We start from the raw sequence: 20,641 nt of genomic DNA on the forward strand, positions 1-20,641 counted from the left end.
CCGGACAGCGAGCACGTTCCTAGGACGAATGCACCTTTAACGTAGGTGATTTCTCGAAATTTCGACGAAGTGTCTGGTAAGCTGGCGCCAATTCACTGGCGCCTTCGCCAGACTGTGTAGCGACCGCCTCAGCGCCTCATATAAAAACCAAATATAACCGTGCAGTCTTTTCGGGATACAACCATGGTTGGTATTACCCCCACACCCAAAATCAAGAACCTCGACAAGCTGCTGATGCATTGCCAGCGCCGCCGTCACGCGGCCAAGAGCAACATCATCTGCGCCGGGGATCGCTCCGACACGCTGTACTTCATCATCCGCGGTTCGGTCACGATCCTGATCGAGGATGACGACGGCCGCGAGATGATCATCGCGTACCTGAATGCAGGGGATTTCTTCGGCGAGCTGGGCCTGTTCGAAGAAGCCGGCCAGGAACAGCAGCGCAGCGCCTGGGTGCGGGCCAAGGTTGAATGCGAAGTCGCGGAAATCAGCTACGCCAAGTTCCGCGAGTTGTCGCAACAGGATCCGGACATTCTTTACGTCCTCAGCGGACAAATCGCACAACGCCTGCGCAACACCACACGCAAGGTCGGCGACCTGGCGTTCTTCGACGTCACCGGCCGTGTCGCTCGCTGCCTGCTGGAGCTGTGCAAGCAACCGGACGCCATGACTCACCCGGACGGCATGCAGATCAAGGTGACCCGTCAGGAAATCGGCCGGATTGTCGGTTGTTCGCGAGAGATGGTCGGTCGCGTGCTCAAGGATCTTGAGGAACGCAACCTGGTGGATGTGAAAGGCAAGACCATGGTGGTCTTCGGCACTCGCTGAGTTCCAAAGCTCAGCCGGCGTAGACCTGCGCCAGCATCAAACGGAAGAGTTCATCGAGACGCGCCAGTGCATGGGGCGCCGGGAATTTTTCGTGCAGAGCGATGTGGCTGGCGGCACGGACCCGCTGCTCCAGACCACACGCTTCGTTGAAGCGGTTGACCGCCGCGACCATCGACTCACGTTCGTCATCCACCAGCATCGCCCCGTGCACCAATCCCACCGGACGCTGACCACCCTGACTCTGGCGCCAGCGCTGAGCGGTGCCGACCATCTTGCGACCGTCGAGATTGACGTTGAAGCGACCGTCGCAAAACGCACCGTCGATTTCACCCAACGACGAAGTGCCGCCCAACTCATCCAGCAACTCACAAATCGGATCGCACAGCCGCCGGTAACCGGTTTCGATGCGGTTCAGATCGCCTTCGCTGCGAGGCGGTGCGTAGACCAGCGCAATATTGATGGTCGACGCCGATTGCGGAACCGGTTCGCCGCCGGTTTCACGCAGCAACACCGGCCAACCGGCCGCGGCGGAGACTTCGCAGGCGTGATCGAATCCGGAGAGGCGATTCAAACGGCGCGGCATGACCAAGGCGCGGTCGCTGGGCTGCCAGAACAACAAGCCGAATTCGGCATCGCCAGCGCAGACCGAGGCCAGCAGATCCTGTTCGGCTTGCAGGCCGGCTTCGATGGTCAGGGAAGTGGGGATCATAAGGTTTCCATAGGACGTTGAGTCTGAGGTGAATCTTATGCCGCCTTCGCGGGCAAGCCCGCTCCCACAAAGGGACGGGCGCCTGCAAAGACTCGATCAGTCGAGGGTCGAACCACTCACCGGAACGCCGCGTTCAGGGAAGAACAGACGCTGCAGTTCGATGCCCGGACTTTCGGCGCGCATGAACGCTTCGCCGACCAGGAACGCGTAAACATCGCTGATTTCCATCAACTCGACATCGGCACGGTTGAGGATGCCGCTCTCGGTGATGACCAGACGATCGCGCGGGATGCGCGGCAGCAGGTCGAGGGTGGTTTCCAGGCTCACGTCAAAGGTGTGCAGGTTGCGGTTGTTGACCCCGACCAGCGGCGTGTCGAGAGTTTTCAATGCGCGCTCCAGTTCATCGCCGTCGTGCACTTCCACCAGCACATCGAGGCCGACGTCCTTGGCCACCGAAGCCAGTTCGGCCATTTTCACGTCATCCAGTGCGGAGACGATCAACAGCACACAATCGGCGCCCAAGGCACGGGCTTCGACGATCTGGTACGGATCAATCATGAAGTCCTTGCGGATCACCGGCAGCGAGCACGCCGCGCGGGCCTGTTGCAGGTAGGCATCGGCGCCCTGGAAATAGTCGATATCGGTCAGCACCGACAGGCAGGTCGCCCCGCCCTTCTCGTAGCTTTTGGCGATCTCGGCGGGAACGAAGTTCTCGCGGATCACGCCTTTGCTCGGCGACGCCTTCTTGATTTCGGCGATGACCGCCGGTTGTTTCTTCTTGGCCTGCGCCAGCAATGCCTGGGCAAAACCACGGGGTGCATCGGCCGTCTTGGCCAGACTTTCCAGCTCGCTCAGGCTCACACGAGCGCTACGCTCGGCGACCTCCTGAACCTTGCGGGCCAGAATGTTTTCCAGAACCGTCGGTACACTCATCCCTCATTCTCCACTTTGAATACCGCGGTAAAGGCACCCAACTCCTCGAGTTTTTCCCGAGCAAGACCGGTGTGCAGAGCGTCGTGGGCCAGTGCCACGCCCTCTTTCAGACTTGTCGCCAGGTCGGCGGCGTACAGCGCCGCACCGGCATTGAGCACGATCATTTCGGCAGCCTTCTGGCCGTTCTCGGTCTTGCGCTTGCCCAGTGCATCGCGGATCAGCGCCAGCGACGCTTCCGGGCCTTCGACCGACAGGCCGTGCAGGCTCTGGCTCTTCATGCCCAGATCTTCCGGCTCGACCCAATATTCGGTGATCTGATCGTCCTTCAGCTCGGCGACAAAGGTCGGCGCCGCCAGACTGAACTCGTCCAGACCGTCCTTCGAATGCACCACCAGCACGTGCTTGCTGCCCAGACGTTGCAAGACCTCAGCCAACGGCCGGCACAGCGCCGGGGTGAACACGCCCACAACCTGATGTTTCACACCGGCCGGATTCGTAAGCGGGCCGAGCATGTTGAACAGGGTGCGCAGACCGAGATCGCGACGCGGGCCGGCGGCGTACTTCATGGCTTTGTGGTGAGTCTGGGCAAACATGAAACCGATGCCGACGTTATCGATGCAGCGCGCCACCTGAACCGGGGTCAGGTTGAGGTAGATGCCGGCGGCTTCCAGCAGGTCGGCACTGCCGCTCTTGCCCGATACGGCACGGTTACCGTGTTTGGCCACGGTGCAGCCAGCAGCAGCGACCACAAAGGAAGACGCGGTCGACACGTTGAAAATATTCGCCCCGTCACCGCCGGTGCCGACCACATCGACCACGCCGTCGAGGGTCTTGAGTTCGACCTTGTCCGCCAGTTCGCGCATCACCGACACGGCGCCGACGATCTCGTCGATGCTCTCGCTCTTCATGCGCATGGCCATCATGAACGCGCCGATCTGCGCGTCAGTGCATTGGCCGGTCATGATTTCGCGCATCACGTCGCGCATTTCATCGGTGCTGAGGTCAAGGTGATCGACGATACGGCTCAGGGCTGTCTTGATATTCATGGGAAGTCCTTAGCGCGTGCCGCCGGTTTGTTTGAGGAAGTTGGCGAACAGTTCATGGCCCTGTTCGGTGAGGATCGATTCCGGGTGGAACTGTACGCCCTCGATGTTCAGGGTCTTGTGACGCAGGCCCATGATTTCGTCGACCGAACCGTCATCGTGCTGGGTCCACGCCGTCAGCTCCAGGCAATCGGGCAACGTTTCGTGTTTAACGATCAGGGAATGATAGCGGGTGACGGTCAGCGGGCGGTTCAGCCCGGCAAACACGCCCTTGTCCTCGTGGAATACCGGACTAGTCTTACCGTGCATCACCTGCCGGGCGCGGACGACATCGCCGCCAAAAGCCTGGCCGATGGACTGGTGACCGAGGCAGACGCCGAGGATCGGCAGTTTGCCGGCGAAATGCTTGATGGCTTCGATGGAGATGCCGGCTTCGGTCGGCGTGCACGGGCCCGGGGATACGACGATCCGCTCAGGGTTGAGCGCTTCGATTTCGGCGATGGTCAGTTCGTCGTTGCGCACCACCTTGACCTCGGCACCCAGCTCGCCGAGATATTGCACAACGTTGTAAGTAAAGGAGTCGTAGTTGTCGATCATCAGCAACATGGCGTTTCGAACCTCTTGAATTCTGACTTGAAGACAGCCTTCGGATGACTTGCCAGGCGCTGCACACGGTCAGGCGCGCAGGTCGCGTCGGCACAGCGGCATTTCAAACGGGCAAGGAAGGCAAAGCGATACAGATCCGGCGGGGCCGGCAGAATAGATTCAGGCGCGCCAACGCCAGCGGGCGTGTGCCTTGATGACTTGATCCAGAAGTTTGCTGGTGATCAACACGGGGAAGGTCTCGTTCATACGTTTCGGCACAGTAACTTAGCTGGGCGGAGCGTGCAATATGGCCGGGGCCGTGGGGGATAAAACAATGGGAGGGTTGACGACCGATGGCAAATCGCCGGAAGTTTTTGGTACTGTCGTTTCGTTCACTACAACAATAAATAAACGGACTTGCTCATGATCAAACAGACGTTGTTTGTACCGCTCGCCGGATGCCTGCTCGCGATGGCCTGCGCCCAGGCGAACGCCGCACCCAATCCTTATTCGAATTTCGTGGTCTTCGGCGACAGCCTGAGCGATGCGGGGACTTTCACCGACAGCGGCGGCCCGGCCGGCGCCACCGAACGCTACACCAACCGCACGGGCCCGAACTATCAGGACGGCAGCGGTGAGTTCTACTCACTCAATTCCACCCAATTGCTCGGAGGCCGTCTCGGCTTCACCCCGGACCAGACCGCCTCCTCGTCCTCAGCAGTTCGTGCCGGCCAAGGCCAGCCGGACGGTAACAACTGGGCTGTCGGCGGCTACCGTACCGACCAGATTCTCGACTCGATCACCAGCCAGTCCGCCACCGGCGAACGCACCCGCGCCGGTTATCTGCCGTCGAACGGTTTCCGCGCCGACCCGAATGCCCTGTATTACCTGACCGGGGGTGGCAACGATTTCCTCCAGGGCCGCGTCACCAGTCTTCCTCAGGCGAATGCCGCTGCCGATCGACTGGTCGACAGCGTACGCACACTGCAAGGCGCCGGCGCCCGTTACATCATGGTCTGGCTGTTGCCGGACATCGGCCTGACTCCGGCCATCAACGGCTCGCCGCTACAAGCCTTCACCTCGCAACTCAGCGCCCAGTTCAACACCGAACTGGTCAGCCAGTTGCAGAGCGTCAATGCCAACGTCATCCCGCTGAACGTCCCGGTTCTGCTCAAAGAGGCATTTGCCAATCCGGCGCAGTTCGGCCTGGCCACTGACCAGAATCTGGTCGGCACCTGCTTCAGCGGCAACAGCTGCACGGAGAACGCGCGGTACGGGATCAACAGCGCCACCCCGGATCCGTCCAAGCTGATCTACAACGACGCCGTCCACCCGACCGAAGCCGGGCAGCGCCTGATTGCCGATTACGCCTACTCGCTGCTGGCCGCACCATGGGAAGCGACCCTGTTGCCGCAAATGGCCCAAGGCACCCTGCGCTCGCATCAGGATGAACTGCGCAACCAGTGGCTGGCAGATTGGGAAAACTGGCAGGCCGTTGGCCAATGGCGGGCGATTGTCGCCGGTGGCGGCCAGCATCAGGACTTCGACAGCCAGCGCAGCGGCGCCAGCGCCGACGGCAACGGTTACAACCTGAACATCGGCGGCAGCTACCGTCTCAACGACGCCTGGCGTGTGGGCGTGGCGGCCGGTTTCTACAATCAGAAGCTCGAGGCCGGCGACAACGACTCCGACTACAAGCTGAACACTTATCTGGGCACCGCATTCGCCCAGTACCAGCAGAACCGCTGGTGGGGTGACGCCGCCGTGACCGCCGGGCATCTGGATTACGACAGCCTCAAACGCAAATTCCAGCTGGGGGTCAACGAACGCGGCGAGAAAGGCGATACCGACGGCTATGTTCTGGCCTTCAGCGGACGCGTGGGCTACGACATTGCGCCAGAAGCGAGCAGCCCATGGCATCTGTCGCCGTTCGTCAGCGCCGACTTCGCCAAGGTTGAAGTCGATGGCTATTCGGAAAACGGCGCCGACTCCACGGCACTGACGTTCGATGACCAGTCACGCATTTCCCGGCGCCTGGGCCTCGGGATTCAGGGCAAGTACCAGATCACCTCGCAGACCCAGGTGTTCGGCGAACTGGCCCACGAACGCGAGTACAACGACGACACCCAGCATGTGACGATGAACCTCAACAGCCTGCCGAACAACCGCTACACCCTGGCCGGCTATACACCTCAGACCAACCTCAACCGCCTGAACCTGGGCGTGAGCCACAACCTCACCAAGGATCTGGCATTGCGCGCCAGCTACGACATCCGCAAGGATGACGACTTTACCCAACAAGGGATCAACGTCGGCGTAGCACTCGACTTCTGATTCGCAGGCCATAAAAAACGCGGCGCCCTCACAGGCGCCGCGTTTTTTTATGGCCGAATCAGCAATCACTCAGTCCGGGGTTTGCTCGGCCAGTGCAACAGCGCGGAACATCGCCCGACGCTTGTTGATGGTTTCTTCCCATTCCAGCGCCGGCACCGAGTCGGCGACGATGCCGCCACCAGCCTGCACGTGCAGCTCGCCGTTCTTGATCACGGCGGTACGGATCGCAATCGCGGTGTCCATGTTGCCATTCCAGGCGAAGTACCCGACCGCGCCGCCATACACGCCACGCTTGACCGGCTCCAGCTCGTCGATGATTTCCATCGCACGGATCTTCGGCGCGCCGGACAAGGTGCCCGCCGGCAGGATCGCCCGCAGTGCGTCCATCGCCGTCAACCCGGCCTTCAACTGACCGGTGACGTTGGACACGATGTGCATCACGTTGGAATAACGCTCGATGACCATTTTCTCGGTGAGCTTCACCGAGCCGATTTCCGATACGCGCCCGGTGTCGTTACGACCGAGGTCGATCAGCATCAGGTGCTCGGCGATCTCCTTGTCGTCGGACAGCAGGTCTTCTTCCAGCGCCACGTCCGCCTCTTCGGTCGCCCCGCGAGGACGGGTGCCGGCAATCGGGCGCACGGTGATCAGGTTGTCTTCGACCCGTACCAGCACTTCGGGCGAACTGCCGACGACGTGGAAATCGCCGAAGTTGAAGAAGTACATGTACGGCGTCGGGTTGAAGCAACGCAGTGCGCGGTACAGATCGATCGGCGCCGCCTTGAAGTCGATCGACATGCGCTGGGACGGCACGACCTGCATGCAGTCACCGGCGAGGATGTATTCCTTGATGGTGTCGACGGCTTTTTCGTAGTCGTCCTGGGTGAAACTGGAGCGGAACACCGGCTCGGCCGCCTGCTGCTTGCTGAAATCCAGGCCACGGCGCGGGGTGATCGGCTGACGCAGTTTTTCCAGCAACTCCTGCAATTGCGCCTGGCCCTGCTCGTAGGCATCGGCCTGCGCCGGGTCGGCCAGCACGATCGCGTGCATCTTGCCGGCGAGGTTGTCGAACACCACCACCGCGTCGGAAACCATCAGCAGAATGTCCGGCACGCCCAGCGGATCCGGGTTCGGGCATTTGCCGAGGCGCTTCTCTACATAGCGCACACAGTCGTAACCGAAGTAACCCACCAGACCGCCGTTGAAGCGCGGCAGACCGGCAATGGTCGGCACGTTGTAGCGGGCCTTGAAGGTTTCGACGAAGGCCAGCGGATCGTCAACGTCGTGGCTTTCCGTCTCGACGCCATCGACGGTGACACTCACGTGATGATCGTGAACCCGCAGCACGGTGCGGCACGGCAGGCCGATGATCGAGTAACGGCCCCATTTCTCACCGCCCTGCACCGATTCGAGCAGGTAGGAGTTGGGCTGGTCGGCCAGTTTCAGGTAGATCGACAGCGGGGTGTCGAAGTCGGCCAGGGTTTCGCAGGCCAGCGGAATGCGGTTATAGCCGTCAGCGGCCAGACGCAGGAATTCTTCGCGGATCATAGGGTGCCTCGTGGTGTGAGGGGCAAATCAGTCAGGTGTGCAAACGCGCCGGCAGGCCGGCCAGGAACAAGTCAGGCGCGCCAACGCCAGCGGGCCAGGGCCTTGATGACTTTCATCCAGAGTTTGCGGGTGACCACCACGATGGCGTTTCCAGAAGGGGATTGAGAAGCGTCGGGCAACGTTATCTCAGCGGCCGTATCCAGGCAACCGGGAATTAGCTTGCGCAGATCGTCGATCACCAGCGCCGGGGATTCCTCGGCAATCGGCCGGCCATGGTTGTAGCCATAACTGAGCCCGACGCATTTGACCCCCGCCGCTTTCGCCGCCAGCACGTCGCTGCGCGAATCACCGACGAACAGCGATTGCGAGGCCGGAATCCCGGACATCTTCATGACGAAGAACAGCGCCGCCGGATCGGGCTTCTTCTGCGGCAGGGTATCGCCGCCGATGATCCACTTGAAGTAGCGGCCGATCTTCATCTGATCCAGCAGCGGCGCGACGAAGCGCTCCGGCTTGTTGGTGATCAGCGCCATGGCCACGCCCTGCTTGTGCAGCCATTTGAGGGTGTCGCGCACGCCGGGATAGACCACGGTCAGCTCATGGCTGGCGCCGTAGGCTTCCATGAAAACCTCCAGCGCATGCTCGGCTTCGACGTCATCCACGGAGGAATGATCGATACCGCCGGCCAAGGCGCGGCGCACCAGCACCGGCGCACCGTTGCCGACCCACTCGCGTACCGACTCGATACCGGCAGGCTTGCGCCCGAGGGAGAGCAGCATGTTATCCACAGCCGCCGCCAGGTCGGGTACCGAATCGATCAGCGTGCCATCCAGATCGAACATCACCAACCGCGGCAGTTGCCCCGGGAACAGCTGCTCAAAACCGCTCATGGGCGAGCCAGCGCCAGTTCGGAACGCATCTTGTCGATGACTTCCTGATAGTTCGGCGCATTGAAGATCGCCGAGCCGGCGACAAAGGTGTCGGCGCCGGCAGCAGCGATTTCGCGGATGTTGTTGACGTTGACGCCGCCGTCGATTTCCAGGCGGATGTCACGGCCCGAGGCATCGATGATCGCCCGCGCTTCGCGCAGCTTGTCGAGGGTGCCGGGGATGAATTTCTGCCCGCCGAAGCCCGGGTTGACGCTCATCAGCAAGACCATGTCGACCTTGTCGATCACGTACTTGAGCACGTCCAGCGGGGTTGCCGGGTTGAACACCAGACCGGATTTGCAGCCGCCTTCACGGATCAGTTGCAGCGAACGATCGACGTGCAGCGTGGCTTCCGAGTGGAAGGTGATGTAAGTGGCGCCGGCTTCGATGAAGTCGCCGACGATGCGATCCACCGGGCTGACCATCAGGTGCGCATCGATCGGCGCGGTCACGCCGTACTTGCGCAACGCGGCGCAGACCATCGGGCCGATGGTCAGGTTCGGCACGTAGTGGTTGTCCATGACATCGAAGTGGACGAAGTCGGCACCGGCGGCCAGCACGTTATCCACTTCCTCGCCCAGGCGGGCGAAGTCGGCAGAGAGAATCGACGGAGCAATAACGAAGGGCTGCATGACGCACCTTTTCTGAGCTAAATCACGATGGCGCGCATTGTATACCTCAAGTTTCCGCGCGCGCACCGTGACCGCGATGATTGGGTTGTGCCATGACCGATGACCGGCGGGTTCTCAGTACGCCGCCCGGTAGATCTTCTCGATGTCGGCGGCGCTGAGCTTGCGCGGGTTGTTGCGCATCAGGCGCTCGATTCCCGCGGCCTCCACGGCCATGGCCGGGATCGCCTCTTCGGGCACGCCAAAACTGCGCAGGCCCAGCGGGATTTCCACCGCTGCGCAAAGTTCGGTCATCGCCGTGACGGCACTGTCCGCCGCCTCATTGAGACTCAGATGAGCGGTCTTCACCCCCATGGCTTCGGCGATATCCTGCATCCGTTCGACGCAGGCCATCTTGTTCCAGGTCATGACATACGGCAGCAGCAGCGCATTGCTGACGCCGTGGGCAATGTTGAAGCGCCCGCCCAGTGGATACGCCAGCGCATGCACCGCGCCGACCCCGGCATTGCCGAACGCCATGCCGGCCATCAGGCTGGCGGTGGCCATGTCCTCTCGGGCTTGCAGGTTGGAGGGATTGGCGTAGGCCTTGGGCAAGGATCGGGCGATCAACTTGATCGCGCCGATGGCCAGCGAATCGGTGATCGGCGAGGCATTCAGTGACAGATAGGACTCGATGGCATGCACAAGCGCATCGACGCCACTGGCGGCGGTGACACTGCGCGGACAGGTCAGCGTCATTTGCGGACTGACCAACGCCACGTCCGGCAACAGGTAGTCGCTGACGATGCCTTTCTTCAGTTGCGCGACCTTGTCCGAAAGGATGGCGACGTTGGTCACTTCAGAACCGGTGCCGGCAGTGGTCGGGATCGCAATCAACGGTGGGCCTTTGCGCGGCACCTGATCGACGCCGAACAGATCCTCCAGTGCACCGTGATAACCGGCGTACGCCGCAACGCTCTTGGCGATGTCGATGGCACTGCCGCCACCGAGGCCGATCAACCCGTCATGCCCGCCCTCTCGGTAGACACGCATGCAATCCTCGACGATGGCGATCTCCGGATCCGGCAGCACCCGGTCGAAGATTTCGTACTCGCGCTCACCGATCTGCGCCAGCGCCAGCTCCACCGTGCCGGACTTGACCAATGCGGCGTCGGTGACGATCAGCGGGTTGTCGATATCCAGCCGCGTGAGTTCGGCCGCCAGCTGCTCGATGGCCCCGGCGCCGGTGATCAGTTTGTGAGCAATCTTGAACGAGGAAAGACTCATCGTGCGCAGCCTCTTATAGATGTGGGAGCTGAGCACAAGCGTAGCTGGGGAAATCGGGTTGTCTGTCATTCAGCGCATGAATGGCAACCCGCACACTGATCGTTCCCACGCTCCGCGTGGGAATGCAGCCAGGGACGCTCCGCGTTCCATTCGGGAGCTGGAACGCGGAGCGAGGGAACAATATCGAGCTGGGCTCAGACCTGAGCAGTACGCAGCTTCTCACTCCGCCCACGCAGCCATTCCAGCGTCAGCAACAGAATCACCGAGAAGGCAATCAACAACGTCGCAGCCGCAGCAATCGTCGGACTCAGGTTCTCGCGAATCCCGCTGAACATTTGCCGAGGCAACGTCGCCTGCTCGGGACCTGCAAGAAACAGCGTCACCACCACTTCATCAAACGAGGTCGCAAAGGCAAACAGCGCCCCGGAAATCACCCCCGGCGCAATCAGCGGCAAGGTCACCCGACGGAACGTGGTCAATGGCGAAGCACCAAGGCTGGCCGCCGCCCGCACCAGGTTATGGTTGAAACCCTGCAACGTCGCCGACACCGTGATGATCACGAACGGCACACCGAGCACCGCGTGCACCACGATCAGCGAGAAGAAACTGTTGCCCAGGCCCAGCGGCGCGAAGAACAGGTAACTGGCCACACCGATGATCACCACCGGCACCACCATCGGCGAAATCACCAGCGCCATCACCAGCGGCTTGCCGGGAAAGTCGCCACGGGTCAGGCCGATGGCCGCCAGCGTGCCGAACACCATCGCCAGCACGGTCGCGGCCGGGGCGACGATGATGCTGTTCTTCAGCGAGCGCATCCACTCCGCCGAGGCGAAGAAGTCGTGGTACCACTGCAGCGAAAAGCCTTGCAGCGGGTACACCAGAAAACTGCCCGAGTTGAACGACAGCGGCACGATCACCAGCACCGGCAGGATCAGAAACAACAGGATCAAGCCGCAGAGGATCCGCAAGCTGTAGAACCACACCCGCTCGACGGGCGACATATAAGGACTCAGCATTTCAAATTCCCCTTAGCTCAGGCGCAGGCGACTAGCGCCCACCAGCCAGCTGTAGATCAGATAAAGCACCACGGTCGCCAGCAGTAACAGCCCGCCGAGCGCAGTGGCCATGCCCCAGTTGATGCTGGTGTTGGTGTAGAACGCGACGAAGTAGCTGACCATCTGATCGTTCGGGCTGCCCAGCAGCGCCGGGGTGATGTAGTAGCCGATGGCGAGGATGAACACCAACAGGCAACCGGCGCCGACGCCGGCGTAGGTCTGCGGGAAGTACACCCGCCAGAAACTGGCGAACGGATGGCAGCCGAGGGAAATCGCGGCACGCATGTAGGTCGGCGAGATGCCTTTCATCACGCTGTAGATCGGCAGGATCATGAACGGCAGCAGGATGTGCACCATCGAGATGTAGACCCCGGTGCGGTTGAACACCAGCTCCAGCGGTTTATCGATGATCCCCATCGCCATCAACGCGCTGTTGATCAATCCGCCGGATTGCAGCAACACGATCCACGCGGCGACTCGCACCAGGATCGAGGTCCAGAACGGCAGCAACACCAGAATCATCAGCAGGTTGCTTTGACGCGACGGCAGGTTGGCCAACAGGTAGGCCAGCGGATAGGCCAGCACCAGGCAGATAACGGTGATGATCAGGCCCATCCAGAAGGTCCGGGCGAAGATGTCGAGGTAGATCGCCTGATCCGGGGTGGCCGGGGCAATTTCGCCGAGGTCGTCGATGCGGTGATCCACCGCTGCCAACAGATAGAACGGGGTGATGCTGCTGGTGTTGCGCTTAACCGCTTGCCAGTAGGCCGGATCGCCCCAACGCTCGTCGAGGCCCTCCAGCGCTTCTTTATAAGAGGCCGGTTCGCTGGCGAATGGCAGCGAGCGGGCGGTTTTGGTCAGCAGGCTGCGATAGCCGGCCAACTCCATGTTCAGGCGCTTGGACAGATCGCCCAGGGTCTGGTTTTTGCGCGCTTCGGCGAGGTCTTCGCTGGCGGCTTTGTAGACCGGTTCTGCGGGCAGGCCTCGGCCGTCCCACGCAGCAATCGCGGTTACGGTGCGCGGCATGCCGCCAACCACTTCCGGGTTGCCGACACTTTTATAGAGCAGCGCCACGATCGGCACCAGGAACACCAGCAACAGAAACAGCACCAGCGGCGCGATCAGCGCCTGGGCCTTCCAGCGGTTGACCCGCTCGGCGTGCTTGAGCCGCTGCTTCAAGGTGGGGCTGTTGCCCTCGTTCAGGGGAACGGCGATGGCCATGACGTACTCCGCAAATCTTTGATCGTTACAAAAGCGGCGAATACCGCCTCGAACTTTGGGTACTGATCGTTCCCACGCTCTGCGTGGGAACGCATTCAGTGACGCTCTGCGTCACAGGGACGCGGAGCGTCCCGGGCGACATTCCCACGCGGACGGTTCGACGCCTCGACGTGGGAATGATCATCCGGTAGCCGTCGGCCCGTGTGACGTGGTTACTTCGCAGCCCAGGAGTTGAAGCGCTGCTCCAGTTGCTCGCCGTTGTCAGCCCAGAAGCTGACGTCGATCTGCACCTGGTTGGCGATGTTTTCCGGGGTGGTCGGCATGTCTTTCAGGATTGCCTTGTCCAGCAACGGCACAGCCTGGGAGTTGGCCGGGCCGTAGGCGATGTTTTCCGAGTAGGTCTTCTGCTGTTGTGGCTGCACCGAAAACGCGATGAATTTCTTCGCCGCTTCGGCACGCTTGGCGTCCAGACCTTTCGGGATGGCCCACGCATCGAAGTCGTAGATACCGCCGTTCCACACCACTTTCAGATTGGATTCTTTCTGCACCGCAGCGATACGACCGTTGTAGGCCGAGCTCATGACCACGTCACCGGAAGCGAGGTATTGCGGCGGCTGGGCGCCGGCTTCCCACCACTGGATGTTCGGTTTCAACTCATCCAGTTTCTTGAACGCGCGATCCTGACCGCCCTTGCTGGCCAGTTCCTTGTACACGTCTTTCGGCGCTACGCCGTCGGCCATCAGTGCGAATTCGAGGGTGTACTTGGCGCCTTTGCGCAGGCCACGTTTGCCCGGGAATTTTTTGGTGTCCCAGAAATCCGCCCAACTGGTCGGTGCGGTTTTCAGCTTGTCGGCGTTGTAGGCCAATACGGTCGACCACACGAAGAAACCCACGCCGCAAGGCTGGATCGCGCCTTTGACGTAGTCTTCGGATTTGCCGAACAGCGCAGGATCGAGTTGCTCGAACATGTCTTCGTCGCAGCCACGGGACAGCTCCGGCGATTCAACCTCTACCAGATCCCAGGACACGCTCTTGGTGTCGACCATGGCTTTGACCTTGGCCATCTCGCCGTTGTACTCGCCAGCGACGATCTTGCCGTTGCCCGCCGCTTCCCACGGTGCGTAGAAGGCTTTGACTTGCGCCGCCTTGTTCGCCCCGCCAAACGACACCACGGTCAGATCCGGGCCGGCGGCCATTGCGCTTGCCGCACCCATCAGGCCCAGGGTCAGGGCTGTGAACTTCAGGGATCTCAACATTTATTGTTCTCTCCACGTGCAGGGTTGGTGTTGGTATTGCGGGGCGTTTCAGTGCGCCTCTAGAAGTGGATCGAGCGCGCGAACGTGCTCGACCTGCCAGCCAAGCGGAACCACGTCGCCGACCGCGAGCGCTGGATCGAGCTCGGCAATCGGTTGTTTCACGAAGAAGTCGGTCTTGCCGCAGACTTCCAGGCGCACCCGGACGTGGTCGCCCAGATAGATGAATTCGGCCACCCGCCCGGAGAAGCGGTTGACGCACTGGTCACTCGAACCGTTGAGGCTGACGCGCTCCGGACGGATCGACAGGGTGACCGGCTCGCCGGTCTGGCCGATGTTGACCGCCAGCGCCTCGACCTTTTCCCCGCGCCCCAGCTCGACCACGCAGCGCTCGCCGCTCTGGCTGAGCAGGCGACCGTTGAGGCGGTTGTTCTCGCCGATGAAGTTGGCGACGAAGGTGTTTTTCGGTTCTTCGTAGAGGGTGCGCGGCGGGGCGATCTGCTGGATCTCGCCCTGATGAAACACGGCCACGCGGTCGGACATGGTCAGGGCTTCGCCCTGGTCGTGGGTCACGTAGACCACGGTCACGCCGAGGCGCTGGTGCAGGTGTTTGATTTCCATCTGCATGTGTTCACGCAGCTGTTTGTCGAGGGCGCCGAGGGGTTCGTCCATCAACACCAGTTGCGGCTCGAACACCAGCGCACGGGCCAGCGCCACACGCTGTTGCTGGCCGCCGGACAGTTGCGCCGGGTAACGCGATGCGAACGCATCAAGCTGCACCATGCTCAGGACTTTCTTGACCTTGTCGCTGACGTCGCTCTTGTTCAGGCCGCGCACGGTCAGCGGAAACGCCAGGTTTTCAGCGACGGTCATGTGCGGGAACAGCGCGTAGTTCTGGAACACCATACCGATGTCGCGTTTGTGCGGCGGCACGTTGTTGATCGCCCGCCCGGCGAGGAGGATCTCACCGGCGGTCGGCGTTTCGAAACCGGCGAGCATCATCAGGCTGGTGGTCTTGCCCGAGCCGGACGGCCCGAGCAAGGTGAGGAATTCGCCCTTGCGAATGTCCAGGTTGAGGTCTTTGACGATCAGGTTCTCGCCGTCGTAGCTCTTCTGCACTCCACGAAAGCTGACCAGCACATCGCTGGCCCCTGCGTTTGATTCGACCTGGCTCATACCCACACCTTTGTTATTGATGACTGCTGTGGGATTAAGCCTAGTGGCTGCTTGCAGTCACGCAAATCGGGGCGCAGGAGAGAATCGCCTCAGCCGGATGGAAGGCCGGGGGTAGGGATTGCCCTACAAGGATGGCGCGTTTTGGCAAACCCGACGCATGGGTCGGGGCTCAAGCCGTCAGAACCGGCAAAAGCGCCTGTCGCTATTGGATATGCCGCTCAGAGCAGCTTGTGTTCCATCGCGTACTTCACCAGCTCGGCGAGCGAAGTGATGTTGAGTTTCTGCATCAGCCGCGCCTTGTGGGTGCTGATGGTCTTGCTGCTCAGGGCCAGTTGCTGGGCGATGTCGTTGACGTTAGCGCCTTGCGCCAGGCGTTCGAACACCGAGAATTCGCGCTCCGACAGCAACGAGTGCAGTGGTCGCGCATCGGTCAGGCCGACTTCGAAGACCATGCGGTCGGCCAGCTCCGGGTCGATGTAGCGCCCGCCCGCCGCGACCTTGCGAATTGCCGTCAGCAGCAGTGCCGGATCGCTGTCCTTGGTGGCATAACCGGCGGCGCCGACCTTCAGCGCCCGGGCGGCCATCTGTGCTTCGTCGTGCATCGACAGCACCAGAATCGCCGGCGGATGGTTCAGCGCGCGGATTCGTGGAATCGCTTCGAGCCCGTTGACGCCGGGCATCGAGATGTCCAGCAACACCACTTCGCAGGGCACATTGCGCAGGGTTTCCAGCAATTGCTCGCCGTTGCTCGCCTCCCCCACCACCTGCAGATCCTTGGCCAGGCCGATCAATTGCTTGATGCCTTCGCGAACGATGGTGTGGTCTTCGGCTACCAGTACACGGATCACTTACTTCTCCTCATCCAGTGGCACCCGCACGCTCAGCGTGGTGCCCTCGCCCGGCTCGCTGTCGAGTGACAGCTGCCCGCCCATGATCAACACCCGCTCGCGCATGCCCACCAGTCCAAAGGATGTCGGCCTGCCGGCAGCGGCGACGAATCCTACGCCATCATCGCTGACCGTCAGACACAATTCGTTGCCTTCCTGCGTCAGCGTCAGTTCCACAGTATGCGCCTGGGCATGGCGCATGACGTTGGTCAGCGCCTCCTGAAGAATGCGGAACAGGCCGATGGCCTTGGCGTCACTGAGGGGCGCAAGGTTGTCCGGCACCTGCACCAGACACGGAATCTGCGTGCGCGCCTCGAAGCGCCGCGCCTGCCACTCGATGGCCGAGGCGATCCCGGCATCGAGGATCGGCGGGCGCAGCGCCGTCGCCACATCCCGCACCAGCTGGAACAACTGGGCAATCAGGCGCTTCATGCTGTTCAAGCGCTCGTTCAGACCCGGATCAAGTTGCGCGTAGGCCAGTTCGCACATCGACGTTTCCAGTTTCAGCACCGTCAGCATCTGCCCCAGTTCATCGTGAACCTCCCGGGCGATGCGCGCCTTTTCCTCTTCCCGCACGCTTTCCAGGTGCGCCGACAGTTCGCGCAGTTGTTCGCGGGAGGCCGCCAGCTCCAGTTCGATGCGTTTACTTTCGGTGATGTCCCAGACAATGCCGTCCCAGACATAGGCACCGCCCTCCAGTTGACGGGTGATGGCCTTGATCTCAGCCCAGCGCTGCTCGCCCTGGCGCGTGAGAATCCGGCCCTGCCACGACCAGTCGCTGTCGGTGTCCAGCGCCTGGTCCTGAGTCTGGTGATAAGCGGCCCGGTCATCCGGATGCACCAGACTGCGCAGGCCCATGTCGCGATGGGCGATGGCGGCCGGCGCGTAGCCGACCAGACTTTCGCTGCCCTCGCTGATGTAGGCAAAGTCGATCTGCCCGGTCACCGGTGCGCGCTCAAGGCGGAATACCAGCCCCGGCACGTTAGCCGCGATGCCTTGCAGCCGCGCCTCGCTTTCCTGCAACGCAGCCAGGGCACGACGACGCTCGGTGACATCGGTGAGATAGACCACCAGATACTCGCCATCGCGAAAACGCAGGAAGCTCAGCGACACGTCCGCCGGCAGCACACTGCCATCGGCCCGCACACAATTGGTTTCAAAGCTCAGCGGCCCTTCTTCGCTGGCTCGGGCGCGTTTCCACAGGTTGAGCCAGCGATCCATGTGCAGGCCCGGTTCGAAGTCGATCAACGGGCGGTCGATGATGGCGCCCTGTGGATAACCGAGCATGTTTTCTGCCGCGCGATTGGCGTAGCGCACATGACTATCCCAGTTGACCCAGAGAATGCCGACGGTGCTCTGGTCGATGGAAAACTGGGTCAGGCGCAGGGCCTCTTCGCTGGCGGCGCGCAGGGCGATGTCTTCACGGGCGTCGAGCAGGCGCTGTTCAAGACCGCGTTGCTGGCGGCGTTGCCAGAAGACGATGGCCACGCAACTGAGCAGCAGCACCGCGAACAACAGGCTCAGGTTCTGCCAGAAGCCCGGCGACTCGGAGAGCCGCGGATATTTGGGTTGCAACCACTGCGCATGCAGGCGCTCCAGGTCCTTGGCCGGGATTGCGCGCAAGGCACTTTCGACGATCCCTGCCAGCTCCGGCCAGTCACGACGGGTGCCGATGCGCAGCAGTTGCGGCAGACCGATGTCGCCGACCACCACCAGCCCGGCAAACTCCGGTTCCACCGACAGCCGACCGAGCTGCGCCTCATCGACCACCGCGTAGGAAGCCTGCTGACTCAGCAACAGTTGCAGCGCCTGACGCTCCATCGGCACGCCTTGCAGATTCAGGTGGGGATAGTTGCTGCGCAGGTAATCGGCGGTGACGCCGGGCATGCGCACGGCGACGCGGGTCTGGCTGTCGAGTTTTTCCAGCTCCACGGTCGCGCTGCTTTTCTGGTCGCTGACCACCAGTTGCGGCACGCGCATGTACGGGTCGGAAAACTGCCAAAGACGCAGGCCGCCCGGGGTTTGGGTCAGGCCCGGTGCGATGTCGATTTCGCCGTCCCGGGCAGCGGCCTCGAGTTGGGCCAGATCCTGAAAGTTGCGCCAGCTCAGCTCGACATTCAGCGCCCTCGCCAACGCTTTCATCACTTCGACGTTGGCCCCCGACAGCCGCTGCAAGCGCCGGTCGTATTGTGCGTACGGCGCCTGCAGCACCAGGCCCACGCGCAATTCATTGTGCTCTGCGAGCCACTGTTGTTCGCTCGCCGACAACCGCGCGAGGTGGCTCGGTGGCGCAGGCGCCGCCCAGCCCATCAAGGGAAACGCCAGACAGCCGATAACCCACAGGCAGCAAAAACGCATCATTGAAGTCTCATACACTGACAAATTCTGACCAACCCATTAGGCTGCCGGGATAACTTCTGGCCTGGAATAACCGATGCCCCCTGTCTATCGCCTGGCAATGCCAGCATTGTGCCTGTCGCTGATCCTGCCTTGTGCGTTTTCCGTCGAAGCCGCGGATCCGACGCCCGCCTCCGCCGCAGAAAAAGCCGCCGAAGAAAAACCGGTCGAACGCCAGCCACTGCTTGAGCGTAGTCAGGAAGAAGCCGCGGCACTCGAACGCAAGGTTCCGGCCCAGGAACAACAGCAACTGCAAGCGGGCAGCGACACCTTCCTCGCCCTGTGGAAACCGGCCAACACCGCCGAACCCAAAGGCGCAGTGATCCTCATTCCCGGCGCCGGCGAAACCGCCGACTGGCCCCAGGCGATCGGCCCGTTGCGCCGCAAGTTGCCGGACGTCGAGTGGAGCAGCCTGAGTATCACCCTGCCCGATCTGCAAAGCGATGCCATCGCGCCGCGCGTGGTCGAAGCACCCGCCGCAGCGAAAACCGCCGACCCGGGCAGCAAGGATTCGACCACCGCCGAGCCGATCGAACAAGCCGCCGGTGGCGAAGCCGATGTGGCCGACAAGGTCGTTGCTGAATCCACCGAGGAACAGTCCAAGGCCGACGCCGAGCGAATTTTCGCCCGCATCGACGCCGCGCTGACCTACGCCGAACAACAGAGCGCGCGCAGCATCGTCGTCCTCGGCCATGGCACCGGTGCTTACTGGGCCGCGCGCTACATGAGCGAGAGACAAAGCTCGCAGGTCGAGAAGCTGATGCTGGTGGCCGCGCAGACCCCGGCCAAGGCCAAACCGGAACTGGTGGAACTGACGCCGACCCTGAAGCTGCCGACCGCGGACATTTTCTACATGGATAAAGCGCTGGACCGCAACGCGGCACTGGAGCGCATGCAGGCCAGCAAACGGTTGAAGACGTCCGCGTTCAGTCAGGTCGCACTCAAGGCCCTGCCGGACAACAAGGCTGAACAGGAGCAATTGTTCCGCCGGGTGCGTGGCTGGTTGAATCCGCAGAGCCCCGACTGACAAAGCGCAGACAAAAAAATCGCAGCCCAACGCTGCGATTTTTTTATGCCTAGCGAAAATCCCGCCGTTCGCGAATCAACGTGTAGGCATTGTGCAATTCGCGGGTCCTCTCGGTGGCCTCACGCACCTGCGCCGGCGTGGCACCTGTCCCGGCCACCTTGTCCGGGTGATGCCGGCTGAGCAGACGCCGATAGGCACGCTTGATCTGCGCCGGTTCGCTGGTGGCTGAGACGCCGAGCAGGCGCATCGCCTCCTGATAGCTCACCGCCGCGCTGACGATCGGACGCTTGTGTGGCTCGTAGTCCGCCGCCAGCGCCTGGATCTGGTGGGTCGTCCAGCCCAGCCACTTGCCCCACTGCGCCAGCAATTCCCGCTCGCTGACGCCGGCCCGACCATCGGCGAAGACCATTCGCCAGCAGGCGCGCAATACACCTTCAGCGGCATGGGGTTGAGTGCTCAATCGACGCAGATAACCGCGCAGATTGTCGTTGCCGGACTTGCCGCGATTGAACGCGGCAATCGCCCGGCGCTGCGCCGGCTCGCTCATTTCCAGCGCGCGCATCTCATGCCGCGCCTGCTGGATGTGACCGTCCGTGACCCGCCCGTCGCTCTTGGCCAGACGCCCGAGCAACACGAATAACAGTTCGTCGTTGCGCAGCATCGGCCGACCGCCGAGTTTTTCCCGCAAATGCCCCCAGCTCTGCAAATGCAGGCGCCGATCCAGCGCCTGCCCCAACAAAGCCCCAAGCATGGCCCCCGGAATGCTGGCGATAGCAAAACCCGCTCCGGCTCCAATCAGAGTCCCTGGCCACAACATA

General features: G+C 62.1%; 18 protein-coding genes. 3 read left to right on the forward strand and 15 right to left on the reverse strand.

Translation table 11 applies throughout. From position 1 onward, the window contains the following. Window positions 1–183: 183 nt before the first annotated feature. Window positions 184–828 (forward strand): cAMP-activated global transcriptional regulator CRP, encoded by a 645-nt coding sequence (gene crp / locus ACM6JM_RS00070; protein ID WP_011336190.1) that lies wholly within the window; start codon window positions 184–186, stop codon window positions 826–828. Between the two features lie 10 nt (window positions 829–838). On the opposite strand, the gene ACM6JM_RS00075 is transcribed toward crp, so the two are convergent. The 4 genes from ACM6JM_RS00075 to ACM6JM_RS00090 form a co-directional block, all read right to left on the reverse strand. Further along, the gene (locus ACM6JM_RS00075; protein ID WP_414881105.1) at window positions 839–1,537 is read right to left on the reverse strand and encodes a biotin/lipoate A/B protein ligase family protein; all 699 of its coding nucleotides are present in this window, start codon (window positions 1,535–1,537) and stop codon (window positions 839–841) included. A gap of 96 nt (window positions 1,538–1,633) precedes the next feature. Beyond that, entirely contained in the window at window positions 1,634–2,470 is an 837-nt protein-coding gene (gene trpC, locus ACM6JM_RS00080; protein ID WP_103385424.1) for an indole-3-glycerol phosphate synthase TrpC, read from the reverse strand. Next, the gene (trpD, locus tag ACM6JM_RS00085) at window positions 2,467–3,516 is read right to left on the reverse strand and encodes an anthranilate phosphoribosyltransferase (protein WP_039768098.1); all 1,050 of its coding nucleotides are present in this window, start codon (window positions 3,514–3,516) and stop codon (window positions 2,467–2,469) included. The genes trpC and trpD overlap by 4 nt, the downstream gene beginning before the upstream one ends. 9 nt (window positions 3,517–3,525) lie before the next feature. Beyond that, complete coding sequence (locus ACM6JM_RS00090) at window positions 3,526–4,119, reverse strand: aminodeoxychorismate/anthranilate synthase component II (protein ID WP_007956309.1); 594 nt, start codon at window positions 4,117–4,119, stop codon at window positions 3,526–3,528. A gap of 402 nt (window positions 4,120–4,521) precedes the next feature. Between ACM6JM_RS00090 and estP the strand changes: the two genes are divergently transcribed. Next, window positions 4,522–6,432, forward strand: coding sequence for an esterase EstP (estP, locus tag ACM6JM_RS00095; protein WP_414881106.1), 1,911 nt, complete (start codon window positions 4,522–4,524; stop codon window positions 6,430–6,432). Window positions 6,433–6,501: 69 nt separating this feature from the next. On the opposite strand, the gene trpE is transcribed toward estP, so the two are convergent. From trpE to ACM6JM_RS00145, 10 genes are all read right to left on the reverse strand, one after another. Next, entirely contained in the window at window positions 6,502–7,980 is a 1,479-nt protein-coding gene (trpE, locus tag ACM6JM_RS00100) for an anthranilate synthase component I (RefSeq protein ID WP_285412358.1), read from the reverse strand. Window positions 7,981–8,051: 71 nt separating this feature from the next. After that, complete coding sequence (locus ACM6JM_RS00105; RefSeq protein WP_007956306.1) at window positions 8,052–8,870, reverse strand: phosphoglycolate phosphatase; 819 nt, start codon at window positions 8,868–8,870, stop codon at window positions 8,052–8,054. Next, window positions 8,867–9,541, reverse strand: a complete 675-nt coding sequence (gene rpe, locus ACM6JM_RS00110) for a ribulose-phosphate 3-epimerase (RefSeq protein WP_414881107.1) — start codon at window positions 9,539–9,541, stop codon at window positions 8,867–8,869. The genes ACM6JM_RS00105 and rpe overlap by 4 nt, the downstream gene beginning before the upstream one ends. 114 nt (window positions 9,542–9,655) lie before the next feature. After that, the gene (locus tag ACM6JM_RS00115; protein ID WP_039768094.1) at window positions 9,656–10,804 is read right to left on the reverse strand and encodes an iron-containing alcohol dehydrogenase; all 1,149 of its coding nucleotides are present in this window, start codon (window positions 10,802–10,804) and stop codon (window positions 9,656–9,658) included. Window positions 10,805–10,998: 194 nt separating this feature from the next. After that, a complete protein-coding gene (locus ACM6JM_RS00120) occupies window positions 10,999–11,823 on the reverse strand; it encodes an ABC transporter permease (RefSeq protein ID WP_039768093.1) in 825 nt (274 codons plus the stop codon). Window positions 11,824–11,835: 12 nt separating this feature from the next. Further along, a complete protein-coding gene (locus tag ACM6JM_RS00125; RefSeq protein ID WP_007959935.1) occupies window positions 11,836–13,083 on the reverse strand; it encodes an ABC transporter permease in 1,248 nt (415 codons plus the stop codon). Between the two features lie 212 nt (window positions 13,084–13,295). After that, window positions 13,296–14,339, reverse strand: coding sequence for an ABC transporter substrate-binding protein (locus ACM6JM_RS00130; protein WP_007959933.1), 1,044 nt, complete (start codon window positions 14,337–14,339; stop codon window positions 13,296–13,298). A 48-nt stretch (window positions 14,340–14,387) separates the two neighbouring features. Next, complete coding sequence (locus ACM6JM_RS00135; protein WP_085667439.1) at window positions 14,388–15,512, reverse strand: ABC transporter ATP-binding protein; 1,125 nt, start codon at window positions 15,510–15,512, stop codon at window positions 14,388–14,390. Between the two features lie 218 nt (window positions 15,513–15,730). Continuing rightward, window positions 15,731–16,360: a response regulator transcription factor gene (locus tag ACM6JM_RS00140; RefSeq protein WP_007959929.1), complete on the reverse strand. Its 630-nt coding sequence runs from the start codon at window positions 16,358–16,360 to the stop codon at window positions 15,731–15,733. Beyond that, a complete protein-coding gene (locus ACM6JM_RS00145) occupies window positions 16,361–18,760 on the reverse strand; it encodes a PAS domain S-box protein (RefSeq protein WP_414881108.1) in 2,400 nt (799 codons plus the stop codon). A gap of 73 nt (window positions 18,761–18,833) precedes the next feature. Here ACM6JM_RS00145 and ACM6JM_RS00150 point away from each other — a divergent pair, with 73 nt between their 5' ends. After that, the gene (locus ACM6JM_RS00150) at window positions 18,834–19,823 is read left to right on the forward strand and encodes an alpha/beta hydrolase family protein (RefSeq protein WP_414881109.1); all 990 of its coding nucleotides are present in this window, start codon (window positions 18,834–18,836) and stop codon (window positions 19,821–19,823) included. A gap of 49 nt (window positions 19,824–19,872) precedes the next feature. Here ACM6JM_RS00150 and ACM6JM_RS00155 read toward each other — a convergent pair whose 3' ends face one another. Then, window positions 19,873–20,640: a TerB family tellurite resistance protein gene (locus tag ACM6JM_RS00155; protein WP_039768088.1), complete on the reverse strand. Its 768-nt coding sequence runs from the start codon at window positions 20,638–20,640 to the stop codon at window positions 19,873–19,875. Window position 20,641: the final 1 nt, after the last annotated feature.

Origin of the sequence: Pseudomonas sp. IT-P2, assembly GCF_949767575.1 — a bacterium.
Lineage (GTDB): Bacteria > Pseudomonadota > Gammaproteobacteria > Pseudomonadales > Pseudomonadaceae > Aquipseudomonas > Aquipseudomonas pharyngis.